15 protein-coding genes and 1 tRNA gene are annotated in these 16,621 nt (G+C 61.3%); 5 read left to right on the top strand and 11 right to left on the bottom strand.

Annotated elements, in window-relative coordinates; translation table 11 throughout:
• Positions 1–311 precede the first annotated feature (311 nt).
• The 8 genes from PLANPX_RS05715 to PLANPX_RS05680 form a co-directional block, all read right to left on the bottom strand.
• Positions 312–611: a hypothetical protein gene (locus PLANPX_RS05715; protein WP_152097805.1), complete on the bottom strand. Its 300-nt coding sequence runs from the start codon at positions 609–611 to the stop codon at positions 312–314.
• A 32-nt stretch (positions 612–643) separates the two neighbouring features.
• Positions 644–1,204 carry a ribosome recycling factor gene (gene frr / locus PLANPX_RS05710; RefSeq protein ID WP_152097804.1) on the bottom strand — a complete coding sequence of 187 codons (561 nt, stop codon included), beginning with the start codon at positions 1,202–1,204 and terminating at the stop codon, positions 644–646.
• 140 nt (positions 1,205–1,344) lie between these two features.
• A complete protein-coding gene (pyrH, locus tag PLANPX_RS05705) occupies positions 1,345–2,112 on the bottom strand; it encodes a UMP kinase (protein ID WP_232536307.1) in 768 nt (255 codons plus the stop codon).
• Between the two features lie 310 nt (positions 2,113–2,422).
• Positions 2,423–3,265, bottom strand: coding sequence for a translation elongation factor Ts (tsf, locus tag PLANPX_RS05700; RefSeq protein ID WP_152097803.1), 843 nt, complete (start codon positions 3,263–3,265; stop codon positions 2,423–2,425).
• Positions 3,266–3,426: 161 nt separating this feature from the next.
• Positions 3,427–4,167, bottom strand: a complete 741-nt coding sequence (rpsB, locus tag PLANPX_RS05695; RefSeq protein ID WP_152097802.1) for a 30S ribosomal protein S2 — start codon at positions 4,165–4,167, stop codon at positions 3,427–3,429.
• A gap of 241 nt (positions 4,168–4,408) precedes the next feature.
• Positions 4,409–5,407 (bottom strand): 3'(2'),5'-bisphosphate nucleotidase, encoded by a 999-nt coding sequence (locus PLANPX_RS05690; RefSeq protein WP_152097801.1) that lies wholly within the window; start codon positions 5,405–5,407, stop codon positions 4,409–4,411.
• A 103-nt stretch (positions 5,408–5,510) separates the two neighbouring features.
• Positions 5,511–5,581 (bottom strand) — tRNA-Gln (locus tag PLANPX_RS05685).
• Positions 5,582–5,723: 142 nt separating this feature from the next.
• Complete coding sequence (locus tag PLANPX_RS05680; protein ID WP_152097800.1) at positions 5,724–6,398, bottom strand: redox-sensing transcriptional repressor Rex; 675 nt, start codon at positions 6,396–6,398, stop codon at positions 5,724–5,726.
• A 603-nt stretch (positions 6,399–7,001) separates the two neighbouring features.
• On the opposite strand from PLANPX_RS05680, the gene PLANPX_RS05675 reads away from it, so the two are divergent.
• A complete protein-coding gene (locus PLANPX_RS05675; RefSeq protein WP_152097799.1) occupies positions 7,002–8,732 on the top strand; it encodes a hypothetical protein in 1,731 nt (576 codons plus the stop codon).
• Positions 8,733–9,021: 289 nt separating this feature from the next.
• On the opposite strand, the gene PLANPX_RS05670 is transcribed toward PLANPX_RS05675, so the two are convergent.
• On the bottom strand, positions 9,022–9,591 hold the full coding sequence (locus PLANPX_RS05670; protein WP_152097798.1) for a Uma2 family endonuclease: 570 nt from the start codon (positions 9,589–9,591) through the stop codon (positions 9,022–9,024).
• A 584-nt stretch (positions 9,592–10,175) separates the two neighbouring features.
• Complete coding sequence (locus PLANPX_RS05665; RefSeq protein WP_152097797.1) at positions 10,176–10,766, bottom strand: CPBP family intramembrane glutamic endopeptidase; 591 nt, start codon at positions 10,764–10,766, stop codon at positions 10,176–10,178.
• Positions 10,767–11,119: 353 nt separating this feature from the next.
• Here PLANPX_RS05665 and ppdK point away from each other — a divergent pair, with 353 nt between their 5' ends.
• Positions 11,120–13,789, top strand: a complete 2,670-nt coding sequence (gene ppdK, locus PLANPX_RS05660; RefSeq protein WP_152097796.1) for a pyruvate, phosphate dikinase — start codon at positions 11,120–11,122, stop codon at positions 13,787–13,789.
• 216 nt (positions 13,790–14,005) lie between these two features.
• On the opposite strand, the gene lpxA is transcribed toward ppdK, so the two are convergent.
• On the bottom strand, positions 14,006–14,869 hold the full coding sequence (lpxA, locus tag PLANPX_RS05655) for an acyl-ACP--UDP-N-acetylglucosamine O-acyltransferase (protein ID WP_232536400.1): 864 nt from the start codon (positions 14,867–14,869) through the stop codon (positions 14,006–14,008).
• 426 nt (positions 14,870–15,295) lie between these two features.
• Here lpxA and PLANPX_RS05650 point away from each other — a divergent pair, with 426 nt between their 5' ends.
• From PLANPX_RS05650 to PLANPX_RS05640, 3 genes are all read left to right on the top strand, one after another.
• Positions 15,296–15,637, top strand: coding sequence for a tetratricopeptide repeat protein (locus PLANPX_RS05650; RefSeq protein WP_152097794.1), 342 nt, complete (start codon positions 15,296–15,298; stop codon positions 15,635–15,637).
• 251 nt (positions 15,638–15,888) lie between these two features.
• On the top strand, positions 15,889–16,266 hold the full coding sequence (locus tag PLANPX_RS05645) for a BlaI/MecI/CopY family transcriptional regulator (protein WP_152097793.1): 378 nt from the start codon (positions 15,889–15,891) through the stop codon (positions 16,264–16,266).
• Between the two features lie 50 nt (positions 16,267–16,316).
• Positions 16,317–16,586 (top strand): hypothetical protein, encoded by a 270-nt coding sequence (locus PLANPX_RS05640; protein ID WP_152097792.1) that lies wholly within the window; start codon positions 16,317–16,319, stop codon positions 16,584–16,586.
• Positions 16,587–16,621 lie beyond the last annotated feature (35 nt).

Raw genomic sequence — 16,621 nt, 5'->3', positions numbered from 1 at the left:
GGGGGCAGTGCTCGTCGTCGCTCGATTCGCGCGGGGAGTGCGAATCACGCGATAAAAACTGGGTCGCCGCGCAGCCAATCGTTGACCAGCGCAGCCAGAACGTCGGGTGGTTCCGGCGGGAGTATAAACCGCAGCGAACAGAACCGCCAATAGAGGTTCGAGCGGTTGCTAGCAACCGCTCGTCCGACGCTCCGCGTCGTGACGCACTCCTCGCCGCTCCGCGGCATTCCAGCAACCAACACATGCATGAACGAATGACGCAGAGCGTCGAAGAGAGCGTTCCCACGCGGAGCGTGGGAACGAGGACAAGCTCACCGCGGCTTCACCGCCGGCTGCGGCGGTTCGGCGAGCTTCGCTTCGTACTTCTTCACCAACCCCGCCGTCGCCCGCATCCAGCGCGTCCCCGCCGTTCGCCACAGAAAGACGACCGCCAGGTACGCCAGCGCCAAATATAAGCTCACGTCGCCCTCGATGCGTTTGGGCATCAACGTGAGAATCACCACCGGCGCCAAGTACGGCAGTTCGTTAAAGAGATTCCGGCCGCTGCTGAAATCTTCCGTGAGGTAGTAAGTCCTGATCGCCTGCTCATCGTGAGTAAGGTTTTCGAGCATGACTTCGCTTCACCTCAGAAAGAATTTACCGTTCAGCCGGCGCTCACTTCCGTCTCTTTCGCTTTCGCCAAGTCGTTGGCGGCGTTCTCGTACTTCTTGGTCAGCTCTTGGATCTCGTCCTTGAGCCCCTTGCAATCGTCTTCCGAAAGTTCGCCGTCGCTCTCCGCGGTGTCGGCGTGCTTGTTACCGTCGCGGCGGACGTTGCGGATCGCGATCTTCGCTTCTTCGGAAAGCTCTTTGGTGCGGGCGACCATCTTCTTGCGGACGTCGCCCGAGAGCGGCGGAATGTTCAGGCGAATCACCTTGCCGTCGCTATTCGGCGCGAGGCCCAGGTCGCTGTTGATGATCCCGCGTTCGATATCCTTGATGATCGACGGATCAAACGGGCGGATGACGAGTTGCTGCGGCTCGGGAGCGCTCACCGAAGCGATCTGCTTGATCGGCGTCTGCGAACCGTACGCTTCGACGCGGAGCGAATCGACGAGGCCCGGATTGGCACGTCCGGTGCGAATGCCGGTCAAGTCGCTCTTCAACTTGTTGATCGCCTTCTCCATTCGCTCTTCGGCGTCCATCAAGATCTCATCCGAACCCATCGCTCTTTCTCCTGCTGTTCCCTTCGAGTTCTTTGCGCCTTCGCGCCTTTGCGTGAGACTTAGTTCGAATGATCTCACGCAAAAGCGCGAAGGCGCAAAGAGGACGTAGAGAATTTAGCTTATTCGTTACTCGTTGGTTCCTAGTTCTTTCCGCTCGTCACGCGGGTGCCAATTTGCTCGCCGCGGACGGCCTTTTCGATGTTGCCGTCGGTGCGGTAGTTGAACACCAAAATCGGCAGGTTGTGTTCCATACAGTGGGCGATCGCCGTCGGGTCCATCACCCGTAGGTTCTGATTGCGGACTTGCTCGAACGTCAGATCGCGATAGAAAACCGCGTGCGGATTCTTCTCCGGATCGTCGCTATAGACGCCGTCGACGCGGGTCGCCTTCATCAAGATGTCGGCTTCAAGCTCGAGCGCCTTCTGCGCGGCGGCCGTGTCGGTGGTAACGAACGGAGCCCCAGTGCCGCCGGCCAGGATGATCACGCGGCCCTTCTCCAAATGGCGGCGAGCGCGGCGGCGAATGAACGGCTCCGCAACGCCGTCACACTTAAGCGTGCTGAGCAACCGCGTCTCGCAGCCGAGCGACTCGAGCGCGTCCTGCAGCGCGAGGCCGTTGATGACCGTCGCCAGCATGCCCATGTAGTGAGCGGTCGCTTCGTGAACGCTCGAGTTGCCCGCGATGAACTGGGCGCCTCGCAAAATGTTGCCGCCGCCGATGACGATGGCAATCTCGACCCCTTGTTGCTTCGCCCGGTACGTCTGCGCGGAGATGTGCACCACCTCCTCCATGCTGATCCCCCGCTCGCCCGCCGCGGCAAAGCTCTCGCCCGAGAGCTTGAGAATGATCCGCTTGTAGGGGCCGGAAGTGATCTTGGGCGCAGGTTGAGACATAACGGCGGTTTTCATCGGGTCACCTGGGGTGGGGCGAGGACAGCATTCTCTCGCAAAGGCGCGAAGGCGCAAAGAACCGCCAAGAAGAAAATTGCATTTCTTTGCGATCGCTTCGCGTATTAAAGCGCATCGCCGCGACCTAGCCCCGGGCTCCGCCCGGGGGTCGGCAACCATTTCGGTAGACGTTGTCGCTCGTGAGGTTACGTCACCCCCGGGCGGAGCCCGGGGCTAGAAATACGACGCACCCAACCGACGCCGCGCATAAAAATAGCCCCGACCAAGCTTGGTCGGGGCTATCGCTATTTTCAACGCTAGAGGCGGCCGCTTAGCTCGCCGTGCCGGCGCTTTCGCCCAGCGTCCAGCGGTGGAACTTCTTCAGCTTCATGCCGCCCGCCTTCGCCAGGGCGCCGACCGTTTGCGTTTCGTCGCGAACGAACGGCTGTTCTTCCAGGACGTTCTCGGCGTAGAAGTTCCGCATCCGGCCTTCGATCATCTTCTCGATGATCGCTTCCGGCTTGCCTTCCTGGCGAGCACGTTCCTTCTGGATTTCCTGCTCTTGGGCGACCAGCTTCGGGTCAAGCGAATCCTTCGTCGCGGCCTTCGGGTTCATCGCGGCGACATGCAGCGCGACGTCCTTCGCCAGTTCGTCGCTGCCACCCTCGACCTCGACCAGCACGCCGATCTTCGCCATGTGGACGAAGGCGCCAGCCGAGTTATCGACGCGGTGGAGACGCGCGAGGCGGAAGACTTCGCGGATCTTGTTTTCCAGCTCGTCCTTCTGATCCTTCAGGGTCAGCCCCTTCCGGCTTGGCGACGGTTGAGCCCACAGTTCGTCGGCCGTCTTGGCGCCCGGACCGGTCGCCAATTGCAGGGCAAGGTCGTTAGCCAGCTTGACGAAGTCTTCGTTCGTCGAAACCGGAGCCGACTCGCATTGCAGCTCGACCATGGCGCCGACCTTCTTGTCGACGCTGGCGTAAACGCCAATGCGACCTTCTTCGGTAGCGCGATCAGCCCGCGCAGCCATCGTCTTGACGCCGTCTTCGCGAAGCTTGCGCTTCGCGGCTTCAATGTCGCCGCCAGCTTCGGTCAGCGCCTTCTTGCAATCCATCATGGGAAGCGACGTTTCGTCACGCAGCTGCTTCACCAATGCCGCAGTAATCTCGGCCATAACGTTTACTCCTCTATGCTTCTTTTACATCTCACGCAAAGGCGCAAAGACGCAAAGTAAAGACAACTGACCCACGCATTTCTTTGCGCCTTCGCGCCTTTGCGTGAGATCTTATTGCCTGTGCTTTAAGATTTACAGAATCGATCGGAAACAGCCGGAAACTAGTCCTTCGCCGGTTCGACCATCGCCGCACGTTGGGCGTGGGCTTGCTGAACCGATTGCTGAATCTTCCCCTGGGCGATCGCGTCGGCCAGGATCTTCACGATCAGCTCGATCGACCGCATGCTGTCGTCGTTGCCGGGGATCGGCAGGTCGACCAGGTCGGGATCGCAGTCGGTGTCGATCAGGGCCACGGTGGCAATGCCCAGCTTGCGGGCTTCCTTGATCGCGTTCTTCTCTTTGCGAGGATCGACCACGACCATGCACTCCGGCAGACGGGTCATCGTCCGCATGCCGTGCAAGTTGTGGTAAATCTTGCGGTACTCGCGAGTGAGCGTCGACTGCATCTTCTTCGAGTACGAGTTGATCTCTTCGCTGTTGAGAATCTTCTCGAGTTGCTCGAGGCGGCCGAGACGGTCGCGAATCGTGCGGAAGTTCGTCAGCGTGCCGCCCAACCAACGGTCAGCGACGTAAGGCATGCCGCAACGCTCGGCTTCGCGTTGGATCGTTTCGCGGGCCTGACGCTTGGTGCCCACGAACAAAATCAGGCTGCCGTGCGAGGCGACGTCCGACAGGTACTTCTTGGCCCGCAGCAGACCGCGGATCGTTTCGCGGACGTCGATAATGTGGATCAGGTTGCGGCGAGCATAAATGTACGGCCGCATCTTCGGGTTCCAACGGCTCGAACGGTGGCCGAAGTGAACGCCAGACTCTACCAACTCTTTGACGAGGGTCGTCGACACAGTGCAAACTCCTGACAGTGGCACGCCGGCTAAGTCCCGTGAATGCGACCGACAGGGCGATCGCGGGCGTCCGGCGTTAGCAAAGGAACATTCTCGGCCTTCGATAGTCCACTTACCCGAGGCCGCGCGAGCCAAGTGGAGCCCTGCAATTTAACGGTTCCCCCAGGAATCGTCCAGATAGGCTACCACCGGTAGCCGCGGGTCAACGACCCGCCGGAGCGGCACAACCGCACGCCTCCCCCTAGGCCCCAATCTCTTTCAACCCAGCCAAAAACGCCTCATGCAGCGGCCCATTCGTCACCAGCACCCCGCGATTCGTCGCTAAAGTCCGCCCATGCGAGAAATCGAGCGGCTTGCCGTCGAGGTCGCTCACCCGGCCGCCTGCCTCTTCGACGACGATCGAACCGGCCGCCTGATCCCAAATCATTTCGCGGTAATCGGGCCGGCTCGGCGAGAGGAGCCGCAAGATGACGTCGCCGCCGCCCGCGGCGAGGACGGCGTACTTGGCTTGGCTGTCCATCGGCACCGGATCGGCCGTGACGCCGAGCTTCGTCGCCAGGTCGCCAATGCTGTCGGCGTCGGTGTGCGATTTTTCGACCGACCGCAGTAGCCGAGCCTCGGCCGGATCGCTGATTTTCGACGCCGTCAGCCGGGTCCACTTGCCGTTCGGCTCGGCGAGCGATTGCACCCACGTCCCCTGCCCGCGTCCAGCCAATAGCACCGAGCCGGCCCCACCCTTAGCGGCGCGAGCGCCGCCTTCGAGTTCCGGGCACCCCAGCACGCCGAGCACGACCTTGCCGTTTTCCACGAGCGCCAACGCCACCGCATACTGATCCTTCCGGAGGAACCCCTTGGTCCCGTCAACGGGGTCGAGCGTCCAAAAAGTCGCCGGCGCTTCGTTCGAGCCGCGGTCGATCCACTCGCATACTGATTCGGCCGTGGCGGTCGGCTCCACCGATTGGACGAATCGCGTGATCTGCTCAAGCGTCGCCCGCGATTCTTCGGCCTGCAAGGCGCCGGAGCTCTCTTCCCCCACGAGCACTGCGTCGGGAAACCGCTCAGCCAAGCGCCGGGCAACGATGGCCTGGGCCGCAAAATCGGCGACGGTCACCGGGGACTTGTCGCCCTTGGTGATCGCCTCGCCAATCATCTCCGCTTGCACGCGCCGCACGAGGATCGACGCCTCGCGAACGGCGGCGACGGCGAACTTGGCAACGTCGGAATCAAAAAACTCGGCCACGCTTCACCCCACGGCTGGAAACAAAAAAAGGGAGCCAGGAGCCAGGGCACAAGAGTCGGAAACTACCGACTCACGCATCCTGGCGCCTGACTCCCGTCGCAAACTACCCCGCAAGGATTCGAACCTTGAATGAGGGAATCAAAATCCCTAGTGTTACCATTACACTACGGGGTAACGCCTAAGCCGCTAATCTACAGACTGACGCCGCGCTCCGCTACCGCGTTCATTTAAAAGCCACCGGCTCCGCTGGTGGACGAACTTCGAAGAACGCAGCGCCCGCCGCAACGCGTCCACCGGCAGAGCCGGTGGCTTCTATCTAAGCCCCCTCCGCCCGCAGCCGGCTCGCCACCGCGAACGACACTTGCTCTAGTTCGCGGGCCAGATCGACGCTCACCTGGCTCACCCCTTCGGGCAGCGTCAGCGAGACCGGCGCGAAGTTCACAATCCCGCGAACCCCCGCCGCCACCAGCACATCGGCAGCTGCCTGGGCAAACGGCGCCGGCACGGCGACCATCCCCAGGTCGATCGCCCGCTCGATCACCACTTGGCTGATCTCCTCGATCGCCCGAATCTTGATTCCTTCGACCTCCCAACCGACTTTGGCGGGGTCGGAATCAAACGCCGCCGCCACGCGGAAGCCCTGCGACTCAAATCCCTTGTACCCCAGCAACGCCCGCCCGAGGTTACCAACGCCCACCAGCGCCACCGTCCAAATCCGGTCGGTGCCAAGGATCCGGCGGATCTCGCTGATCAGCTCATCGCAGCGATACCCCACGCCTGGATGCCCGAACGCCCCAAAGTGGGCGAGGTCCTTCCGCACCTGAGCATCGCTGAACCCCAACCGCTCGCCGAGTTGGCTGCTGCTAGTGGTCTGGGTTCCCTCCGCCACCAGGTGCTGCAGCTCTCGCAAGTAGAGGCTGAGCCGGTTGACAACCGCGGCGGGGACGGAGCCCGATTCCGAGCGGGAATTCGGCGGCTTCGACGAGCTCATGCCAGGCGGCTCACGGCGGGAAGGTGGGAGCAGGGGAGGGGGAACCGGGCACCACGCTGGCGGCCAGCCCCTTCGCCACTCACTCTAGACCAACTTCAGGATGCCAGCAAGCGAACCGTAAACCGACCGCGATGGCCCATCGTCAACCCTGGGAACGACTTGCGACATTCGCCCTGGTGCGAAAGCCGTGCGCAAACGGATTTGTGGGAGGCGTCTCCGACGCCGACGGGGCGCTCCATTTCGCGGATCTTTACCCCTACGGCAGATGCGTCGTTTCGCGCGATCCAGCGCCTCCTCACAACACTCACCGGCCGTTCGATCGAGCAACTTCAATCGATCGCTAGAGTTCGCCGTAACCCGTCCTTTTCGCGCATCTGCACGTTCGGAAGTCGACTTTTCTGACAGCGCAAACCCGACAAGGCAGGTGGTAGGGGTTGGAAGGCCTGCGTGACCTGCGTGTCATGCGAAATTGACGCGATCTGGCTAAGGGGCGAAGGCTGTAACTTCCGAATCTATTGGGGACGGGAAAACGTTCCGTCTTGACCAAACCGTCTAGTTTTACACACGAGTCTCTGTCGACTCACAGGTAAGGGAGGCAAAGGAATGAGAGCGCAATTGCGTAAAGCGACGCTCGCAGTCTTCGCCATGGCTATGCTGGCGTCGCCGGCTTGGGCTGGGTACTGCGGTGTTGCTCGCTACAGCGGGGTTGTCCCGTGTAGCCACCAACAAGACTGCCACACCGTTTACAAAACGGTGCGCTGCAAGGTCTACGAACAAAAAGAGATCACCTGCACGCGGACGGTCTATGACCGCGTCTGCGAAGACAAAGTGATCAACGTCACTCGGATGGTACCCGAGACGTGCCAAAAGGAAGTCTGCTACACGGTCTGCAAGCCGGTGTACGAGACCCGCGAACGCTCCTACACGGTCTGCAAGCCGGTGTGGGAAACCAAGACCCGCACCTACACGGTCTGCAAGCCAGTGTGGGAAACGCGGTCGAAGGAAGTTTGCTACACGGTCTGCAAGCCGGTGTGGGAAACCAAGACCCGCTGCTACACCGTCTGCAAGCCGGTGTACGAGACGCACCAACGCACCTACACGGTCTGCAAGCCAGTGTGGGAAACCAAGACCCGTTGCTACACCGTCTGCAAGCCGGTTTGGGAAACCAAGACCCGCTGCTACACGGTTTGCAAGCCGGTTTGGGAAACGCACCAGAAGGAAGTTTGCTACACGGTCTGCAAGCCAGTGTGGGAAACCAAGACCCGCTGCTACACCGTCTGCAAGCCGGTTTGGGAAACCAAGACCCGCTGCTACACGGTTTGCAAGCCGGTTTGGGAAACCCGTCAGCGTGAAGTTCAATACCAGGTCGCGGTGCAGGTTCCCTACACCAAGACGATCCAGGTAAAGAGCGGCAACTGGACGACGCAAACCTACGAAGTCCAACGCCCTGTCTGCAAGAAGACGGTCGCCAGCGTCGGTACCTTCGAATGGGACGCTTGCCTCTGCAAGTGCGTCTACAAGCCAGGTCCGTGCGTAACGCTGACCTGCCAAGGCCCGCCGATCAAGTGCTGCAAGCGTGTTTGGGTTCCTTGCTGCATCGAGAAGACCATCAACTGCTGCAAGACCGTCTGCGAAACCCGCAGCCGCACCGAGTGCTACAAGGTCTGCACGATGGTTCCTGAGACGAAGACCTGCACCTACAAGGTCTGCCACATGGTTCCGGAAACCAAGACTTGCAACTACCAAGTTTGCAAGATGGTCCCCGAGCAACGCTCGAAGACCGTCTGCTACAAGGTCTGCAAGATGGTAGCCGAGACCAAGACCTGCAACTACCAGGTCTGCAAGATGGTGCCGGAACAACGGACCTGCGAGTACAAGGTCTGCCACATGGTTCCGGAACAACGCGTCTGCAACTACCAAGTCTGCAAGATGGTTCCTGAAACCAAGACCTGCAACTACCAAGTCTGCAAGATGGTCCCTGAGCAACGCTCGAAGACCGTCTGCTACAAGGTCTGCACGATGGTTCCGGAACAGAAGACCTGCTGCTACAAGGTCTGCCACATGGTTCCTGAGCAGAAGACCTGCACCTACCAAGTTTGCAAGATGGTCCCTGAGCAACGCTCGAAGACCGTCTGCTACACGGTGTGCAAGCCGGTCTGCGAGCAGAAGACGATCAAGGTCATGAAGTGCGTCCCCCGCACCGAGTGCTACACCAAGACGATCTGCTGCCCGAAGATCATCTGCAAGCAAGTTCCGGTCTGCGTGGCTTGCGAGCCCAGCTGCGGTTGTGCTGAAGAGCCCAGCTGCGGTGCTGCCGATAGCTGCTGCAACTGAGCTGAGTAATGGAAGACTCAGAGGGGAAACCCTGAGTCGATAGTGAGGCTTGGTCAATGACGGTTCGGGGCGGCCCGATTCGCAACTGCGAGTCGGGCCGCCTTTTTTGTTGCGCTGCCTGCCAGGAACAAAGAATCCCCAACTGCAAGCAACTCTTCAAAGCGAGCCGGAGCGTCCTCGCCCCCGACGCATTTAGCAGGCGCTAGCAAATGCGCTCGGGCTCTTCTGTGGCCACCACCGATCACAAATCGAAGCAAGCCGCTCCGCAAGCAGCTAGGCCTACCCACACCTACCCCAGCGGCGGAAAGAAATCCGCGACCACAAACTCCTCGCCCGGCAAGCGCACGAGGTCCGTCTTCTCTGTCGATGACAAGACGCGAACTTCGTCATAACGCCCATCCGCCTGCGGCTGGCGATAGACCTCCAGCGTGCGGTCGAGCAGATTCAGAATCCAAAACTCGACGACGCCGTTCTCAGCGTAGATTTCGCGTTTCACCACGCGATCAAACTCCAGCGACGAATCCGCCACTTCCACGATCAGCAGGACGTCCTCGGCTTCGGGATGCCCATCCGCGTAGTCGTCATCGCGAGGCGTTAGGAGCGTGACGTCGGGCTCCGGTTCACTGTTCCCCAGCCGCACGGGATCCTGCACGCCGACGCAGGTCTTGCCGACCAAGCGCACGTTGAAGATGCGGTTCAATCTCTTGACGCACGCCGCATGCAACTCGCCGATCGACATCTTCTCGATGATCTCGCCGCGAATCAGCTCCACCCGGTCACTCTCGGTCAGAATGCCCTGGTCGATCATCTGCTCGTAATCCGCGAGCGAAAATCGATGATGGGTGCGGGCGATCGACATCTCTCGGTATCCGGAGGCGGGTGAGAACATTACCGACTCAATTCTACCACGTCGCCGATCAGATTCAGACCAAACTCCCGCCAAGAAGCAGACCGTTTGCCCGCCACTTGAAAATGAACATTAGTCCACTACAGCGACGCCACGCCGAAAAGCAACTAGAAAACAAGACATTCCCAAGAAAACTCCGCGGAGTGGCCGAAAATCGCCCGTGGAGCAGAGCAATCAGATGGAGTAGGTTCGATGTTGCTGCAGAAACAGAATCGCAGCGTTCCACAAAAACTAGGATCGCCGTCGCTTGTAGCTAAAGCGCTGAAACGACGAGGCGGAACCCGCCCCAGCCCCTAAGGGGCGACATGATGTAGCCGGGGGCGTAAGCCCCCGGTTAGCACACCGCTAGGCCTCAGAGCCCCGGAGGGGCGACACTGCTCCCCCCATGGCACAAACGAATGTCGCCTCAAACACGACATCAAAACGCGACATCAACGCACTAACTTCAACGGACCAAACGACTTGAATGCAGTTCCTTAGTGTCGCCTAAAATCGCATTCACGACACGACGCCATGCGACACGACATCAACCACCCTCAATCCACGGCCTCATCCCGGCCAGCATCATCGCGCACCACCCGCAGCAGCCACACAAGCGCCGCAAAATCATAAACCGCATGGACGACAATCGGCGTCACCAACTCCTCCGACGCCTGCGCCAGCCAACCGAGGTATGCCCCCACGCCAGTCGCCAACACGAAGTAAGTCACCGACGCCGCGTGCACGGCTCCGAACAAAAGACTCGCCACGACTAACCCAATGGCAGGTCCCCACCACCGCGCCGCCAGCGGCTGCAGCGCCCCGCGGAACAACAACTCCTCCCCCAACCCCGCCGCCAACGACAACAGCGCAAGCTCCCACACCGCGGCGCCGCTGAAGCACACTCCCACCATCGCCGCCACCTGCCGCCGCAACTCGGCCAGCGGCCGCCACGACGAACGCATCGCCACCACCAGCAGCACGGCCATTGGAATCACCGCGACGACGCTGCGGCCAGCCGCGTTCCACGAAACGGCGAGCCGCTCCCGCAACGGAATCTCGAACCACCAACAGAGCAGAATGCCGAGCACTCCAAGCCCTGCCTCGAAGGCCGTCGCCATCCCCGCCACGTTTCGCTGAATCTTCATCAACCACCTCGCCCCGCAGCCAATCCTTGCCTCTCGCCGCTCCACGCGAATCGAACGCCCTGCCCCGCAGCCATCTCCCCGGCCACACAGCCGCCGCCCGCCCCCTCGCCGCCTTGACGCTCTCCACCCCCATGGCTAGCCTGTAGGGCTTGTTTTCAGCCGGCGGGAATCCCTGGAAAACCAGCCTCACGCCCACATGCCGCGTCGCCGTCACGGCCGACGCCACCGAACAACAGCAGTGCCGAACTTGGCGACGTTTAACCTAGCTCTCGCAGCAGGTCCGTCGCCGGCGCCCGTCGCGCCTCGGCTCACGATTCAACGTTTTCATCGATCTCACAAGGTAACTAACAACGATGGCAAAGACCGCTGGCGCCACCAAGATGGCCTACTACTTCGGTAAGACCAAGACCGAAGGGAAGAGCACCCAGAAGCAACTCCTCGGCGGCAAGGGCGCCAACCTCGCCGACATGACCAGCATTGGTCTGCCGGTGCCCCCAGGCTTCACCATCACCACCGAAGTCTGCGGCCTCTACTACCAGCACAAGCAAAAGCTTCCGCCGGGTCTGATGGACGAAGTTCGCAAGAACGTCGGCATCCTCGAGAAGGAAACGGGCAAGAAGTTCGGCGATTCCAAGTCGCCGCTGCTCGTCTCGGTCCGCTCCGGCGCCGCCGCCTCGATGCCGGGCATGATGAACACGATTCTCAACCTCGGCCTCAATGACGAAGCCGTCGTCGGCCTGGCCAACGCTACGCAGAACGAGCGGTTCGCTTACGACTCCTACCGCCGCCTGATCAACATGTTCGGCGACGTCGTCTCGGGCGTCGATCACGAGCACTTCGAAGTCGCCTTCGACAAGATCAAGGCGAAGTACAAGGCCAAGCTCGACAACGAAGTGCCGCTCGAAGGCATGATCGAGCTGTGCGAAGCCTACAAGGACATCTACAAGAAGCACTTCGGCAAGCCCTTCCCGCAAGACCCGCTCGAGCAACTCGAAGCTTCGATCGAAGCCGTGTTCAAGAGCTGGATGCAGCCGCGGGCCGTGAAGTACCGCCAAGTCGAAAACATCACCGGCCTGATGGGCACCGCCGTCAACGTGCAGTCGATGGTCTTCGGCAACATGGGCGATGACTGCGGCACGGGCGTCGCTTTCACCCGCAACCCGTCGACCGGCGAAAACAAGTTCTACGGCGAGTTCCTCGTGAACGCCCAGGGCGAAGACGTCGTCGCCGGCATTCGCACCCCGCTGCCGGTCGCCGAAATGCCCAAGTGGAACAAGGCGATCCACAAGGCCCTGCTCGAAATCAAGGACCTCCTTGAGAAGCACTACAAGGACGTCCAAGACATCGAGTTCACGATCGAACGCGGCGTCCTGTTCATGCTGCAGACTCGCAACGGCAAGCGCACCGGCGCCGCCGCCGTGAAGATCGCCTGCGACATGGTCAAGGAAAAGTTGATCGACGAGAAGACTGCCGTTCAGCGCATTCCGGCCGGCGACCTCACGCAGTTGCTCCTGCCGAGCTTCACCCCGGCCGCCAAGGCTGCCGCGAAGAAGGATGGCAAGCTCCTGACCGTCGGCCTCCCCGCCTCGCCGGGCGCCGCCGTCGGCAAGCTCGCCTTCACCGCCGCCGAGGCCGTTGAACGAACTCACGCTGGCGAAAAGGTGTTGCTCGTCCGTAAGGAAACCAACCCTGAAGACATCGACGGCATGCATCTCGCGGCCGGCATCCTCACCAGCACCGGCGGTATGACCAGCCACGCGGCGGTCGTCGCTCGCGGTTGGGGGCGTTGCTGCGTCGCCGGCGCCGGCGAAGTCCAGATCGACGAGAAGGGTCGCAAGATCAAGGTCGGCGGCAAGACCTTCACCCACAACGATGTGCTGTCGATCGATGGTTCGACCGGCGAAGTGATGGTCGGCGAAATCGCCACCCAAGAGCCCAAGCTCTCGGGCGACTTCGCCACGGTGATGGGCTGGGCCGACAAGTACCGCACCCTCAAGGTCCGCACGAACGCCGACACCCCGGCCGACGCGAAGCGGGCTCGTGAGTTCGGCGCCGAAGGCATCGGCCTCTGCCGCACCGAGCACATGTTCTTCGAAGGCGATCGCATCGTCGCCATGCGGGCGATGATCCTCGCCGACAACCTCGAGGATCGCAAGAAGGCCCTGAAGAACCTGCTGCCGCTGCAGCGTAAGGACTTCGTCGGCCTGTTCACCGCAATGAAGGGTCTACCGGTCACGATCCGTCTGCTGGATCCGCCGCTGCACGAATTCCTGCCGCACGACGCCAAGGCCCAAGGCGAACTCGCCAAGGAACTGAACGTCTCGCCAGCCTTCGTGAAGAACCGCGTCGCCCAGCTGCACGAGCAAAATCCGATGCTCGGTCACCGCGGTTGCCGCCTCGCGGTCACCTACCCGGAGATCCTGGAAACCCAGGTCACGGCGATCGTCGAAGCCGCCATCGCCTGCGTTGAGAAGAAAATCGACGCTCAGGTCGAGATCATGATTCCGCTCGTCGGCACCGCCGCTGAGTTGAAGATGCTCCGCGACCAAACGCAAGCCGTGATCGACGCGGTGAAGGAAGCCAAGAAGTTCACCGGCAAGCTGAATATCCTCATCGGCACGATGATCGAGATTCCGCGGGCCGCGCTCACCGCCGACCAAATCGGCGAGCAAGCTGACTTCTTCAGCTTCGGCACGAACGACCTGACGCAGATGACGTTCGGCTTCAGCCGCGACGACATCAACACCTTCCTGCCCGACTACATCAACAACGAGTTGTTGGCGCAGGATCCGTTCCAATCGCTCGACGTCACCGGCGTCGGCCAGTTGGTCGAAATGGGCGTCACGAAGGGCCGTTCGGTGAAGAAGGGCCTGAAGTGCGGCATCTGCGGCGAACACGGCGGCGACCCGGCGTCGATCAAGTTCTGCCACACGGTAGGACTCGATTACGTCTCGTGCAGCCCGTTCCGCGTGCCGATCGCTCGGCTGGCGGCTGCTCAAGCGGCCTTGGCTACGGCCAAGTAAGCATCGACGGCTCACGTCGAATAACAACAACAGCGTCGTGCGAAGCCCCTGCTTCGCACGACGCTTTTTTGTTGGGTTGAGCGGATGGCGTTCGCCGCGCTCTAGCCCCGGGCTCCGCCCGGGGGTCGGCATCCACTTCTGTACGCATCGTCGCGCGTTGCGCCACCCCCGGGCGGAGCCCGGGGCTAAAAACGCGACAACGTGTTCTGCTTTGTTCTAACCAGCCTTGCGCTTGAGTTCGCCGGCCGAATCTTCGTCTTCGAGATCGTCCGCTGCGGCATGAATCCGAATCGTCGCCTTGGGCGGGCTGCGGCGTTCTTGGGCGAAGCCGCGCTTGCCGCCGGTGAAGAATTCGCTGAGCTCGGTCGCCGGGCCCGTCGGATGTTCTTTGGCGAGCGTCGCAACCATCTCATCGAACAGGTAACCGCGACGATAAATCAAGCGATAAGCCTCTTTGAGCGAATCGACTTCTTCGCGAGTCATGCCCGAGCGACGCAGCCCAACGCGGTTGAGGCCGACGATCATGCCCATCTCGCCGTCCGTCAACACGAACGGCGGCACGTCTTGAACGATCTTCGCACAGGCGCCGACCATCGCCAGGCGACCAACGCGGCAGTGCTGATGAACCGCCGCGGCGCCGCCGAGCACCGCCCGGTCGCCGATCTGCACGTGGCCTCCGAGGAGGACGTTGTTCGTAATAATCACGCGATTGCCGACGCGAACGTCGTGCGCCGCGTGGCTGCCGACCATCATCAGGCAATCGCTGCCGATGCGAGTCTCGCCGTCGGTGATCATCGCCCGATGGATCGTGACGTTCTCGCGGATAACGGTCCGCTCGCCGACGATAACGCGGCCGGGATTCTCCGGCGGGCTGATGTGTTGCGGCAGCCCGCCCAGCACCGCGCCTTCGCCGACCACCACGTCGCGACCTAGGATCGTGTGCGACTTAATCGTCGTCCGCCCCGCGAGCTTGCACCCTTGCCCAATCACCGCGTCCGCTTCGATGATCGAGAACGGACCAATTTCCACGCTGGAGTGGACGACAGCCCGTGGGCTGACGACGGCGGTTGGGTGAATCATCACGGGTCGGGTCCTCGATTTGTGCCGATTTTTGTCGTTTAGCGCGGCGCCCAACGAGCCAGTGCAGGGTTTAATTAGCTCGGCGTCGGTACGGCGGAATCCATCGTCTCCACGCCGGTATCGCTTGTATCGGTCTTTCCGTTTGTGCGGGCTTAGCGATTGAAGCCGGATTCGTCGCTGTCGAATAATTCGACTCCCCGCCCGGAAGAAGCCTGTGGTTTACCCCACTCATCCCGCCAAGGGAGCGTGGAATTGCACTTAAGTTCTTAGCCTAAAACAACTAAGAGCAAATCACCCCGTGCTATTTCGTCCGCCGCGCGGTAAACTTTCTATCGAATACGGTAGCTGCTTATTACGGCTTCTCCGTATATCATTGCGGTCGACCGCAACCGTCCGCCCCCAAGTCCCCGATAGAAGTAAGCGGCCATGTCTGACGTAGTAAAACTCTATGACGAAGCTGACAAGCTGAAGTCCGCCGGCAATCTTGACGAAGCCGTCGCAAAACTCGAGCAAGCGACCGCGCTCGACGACAATTACGCCCTCGCCCACTCGGCCCTGGCAGTCGTCCTCCAACGGCTCGGCCGCCATGAAGAGGCGATCAAGCACGCGGTCCGCGTCACGGAGATCGAACCAACCGATCCGTTTAGCTACACGGCGCTCAGCGTCACCTATCAGCGCGCGTACGCAGGTACGAACGAAATAGGCTACATCCGCCTCGCCGAAGAGGCGATGGAGCGCAGCCGCATGATGAGCCAGCACCGGCACTAAGCCGCGCTCATCCGCTCCAAGCGAGTAGCCGCCGGTCAACGACCGACCGGAGCGATTCCCGCTCAACGCAGCCTCTCCCCCTGCGCTGCCCCTGCACCCTTCGTCACGCCATCCGATGAGGGAGCCTCTCTTCTGGTGCGCTCCGGCGGCTCGTTTAGCCGCGGCTACTGCATGCACGCGCCGAAAGCTCGCGTTGACGTTGTTTACAAATGTAGTTATTTACATTCGTAAACAAACCGCGGAGCCGCTCAATGCCTGAAGTTTCTATCTCCGACGCCGAGTGGCAAGTGATGAACGTCGTCTGGGACGACGAGCCGATCACTTCGCAGGAAATCATCGGCCAGCTTGAAGACCGCTGCGCGTGGGCCCCCGCTACCGTGCGGACGATGCTCCACCGACTCGTCAAAAAGCAGGTGCTCGCCTATGAGGCCGACGGGAATCGGTACGTCTACCGAGCGCGGGCCAAGCGTAAGGATTGCATCAAGCAGGCCAGTAGCTCGTTTCTCGAGCGGGTCTTCGCCGGGGCCCGCGGCCAGTTGCTCGCCCATTTCATTAGCGGCTCGAAACTAACGTCCGCTGAAATCACACAGCTTCGCCAATTGCTCGATCAGCAGGAGAAGAAGCGATGAACAGTCCTCAGTCGTGGATCGAAATAGCAGCGTCTGTTGCCGGAATAGGAATGCGACTCGCTGCCCAAGCGACGCTGCCGGCAGCGCTACTTGCGGCGGTGGTGCTAACGATCAACCTCGCCTGCCGCCGCTGGCTCACGGCCGGCCAACTCGCCTTCCTGTGGGCGCTCGTGCTGCTGCGTCTCGTCATTCCATCAGCTCCCGGCAGCTCCTGGAGCCTGCAGCGATTCGCTCCGTTTGCCGCGGAAGCAAGGACTCCACTAGATCTCAGCCCACTGACAAGAGACGCGACGGTTGTGACTTTGCCGCGTGCACATTGAGTAGCCGAAGCCGCCGTTCCAACGGCCTATTACTC

Source organism: Lacipirellula parvula (assembly GCF_009177095.1).
GTDB lineage: Bacteria > Planctomycetota > Planctomycetia > Pirellulales > Lacipirellulaceae > Lacipirellula > Lacipirellula parvula.
The sequence above is the reverse complement of the archived record's forward strand: the minus strand, read 5'-3'. Positions and strand labels throughout refer to the sequence as shown.

What these genes read in the sequence shown, in the direction of transcription:
- PLANPX_RS05715 (WP_152097805.1), bottom strand. Translation starts at nt 611, where the DNA reads ATGCTCGAAAACCTTACTCACGATGAGCAGGCGATCAGGACTTACTAC.
- frr (WP_152097804.1), bottom strand. Translation starts at nt 1,204, where the DNA reads ATGGGTTCGGATGAGATCTTGATGGACGCCGAAGAGCGAATGGAGAAG.
- pyrH (WP_232536307.1), bottom strand. Translation starts at nt 2,112, where the DNA reads ATGAAAACCGCCGTTATGTCTCAACCTGCGCCCAAGATCACTTCCGGC.
- tsf (WP_152097803.1), bottom strand. Translation starts at nt 3,265, where the DNA reads ATGGCCGAGATTACTGCGGCATTGGTGAAGCAGCTGCGTGACGAAACG.
- PLANPX_RS05680 (WP_152097800.1), bottom strand. Translation starts at nt 6,398, where the DNA reads ATGAGCTCGTCGAAGCCGCCGAATTCCCGCTCGGAATCGGGCTCCGTC.
- PLANPX_RS05675 (WP_152097799.1), top strand. Translation starts at nt 7,002, where the DNA reads ATGAGAGCGCAATTGCGTAAAGCGACGCTCGCAGTCTTCGCCATGGCT.
- PLANPX_RS05670 (WP_152097798.1), bottom strand. Translation starts at nt 9,591, where the DNA reads ATGTCGATCGCCCGCACCCATCATCGATTTTCGCTCGCGGATTACGAG.
- PLANPX_RS05665 (WP_152097797.1), bottom strand. Translation starts at nt 10,766, where the DNA reads ATGAAGATTCAGCGAAACGTGGCGGGGATGGCGACGGCCTTCGAGGCA.
- ppdK (WP_152097796.1), top strand. Translation starts at nt 11,120, where the DNA reads ATGGCAAAGACCGCTGGCGCCACCAAGATGGCCTACTACTTCGGTAAG.
- lpxA (WP_232536400.1), bottom strand. Translation starts at nt 14,869, where the DNA reads ATGATTCACCCAACCGCCGTCGTCAGCCCACGGGCTGTCGTCCACTCC.
- PLANPX_RS05650 (WP_152097794.1), top strand. Translation starts at nt 15,296, where the DNA reads ATGTCTGACGTAGTAAAACTCTATGACGAAGCTGACAAGCTGAAGTCC.
- PLANPX_RS05645 (WP_152097793.1), top strand. Translation starts at nt 15,889, where the DNA reads ATGCCTGAAGTTTCTATCTCCGACGCCGAGTGGCAAGTGATGAACGTC.
- PLANPX_RS05640 (WP_152097792.1), top strand. Translation starts at nt 16,317, where the DNA reads ATGCGACTCGCTGCCCAAGCGACGCTGCCGGCAGCGCTACTTGCGGCG.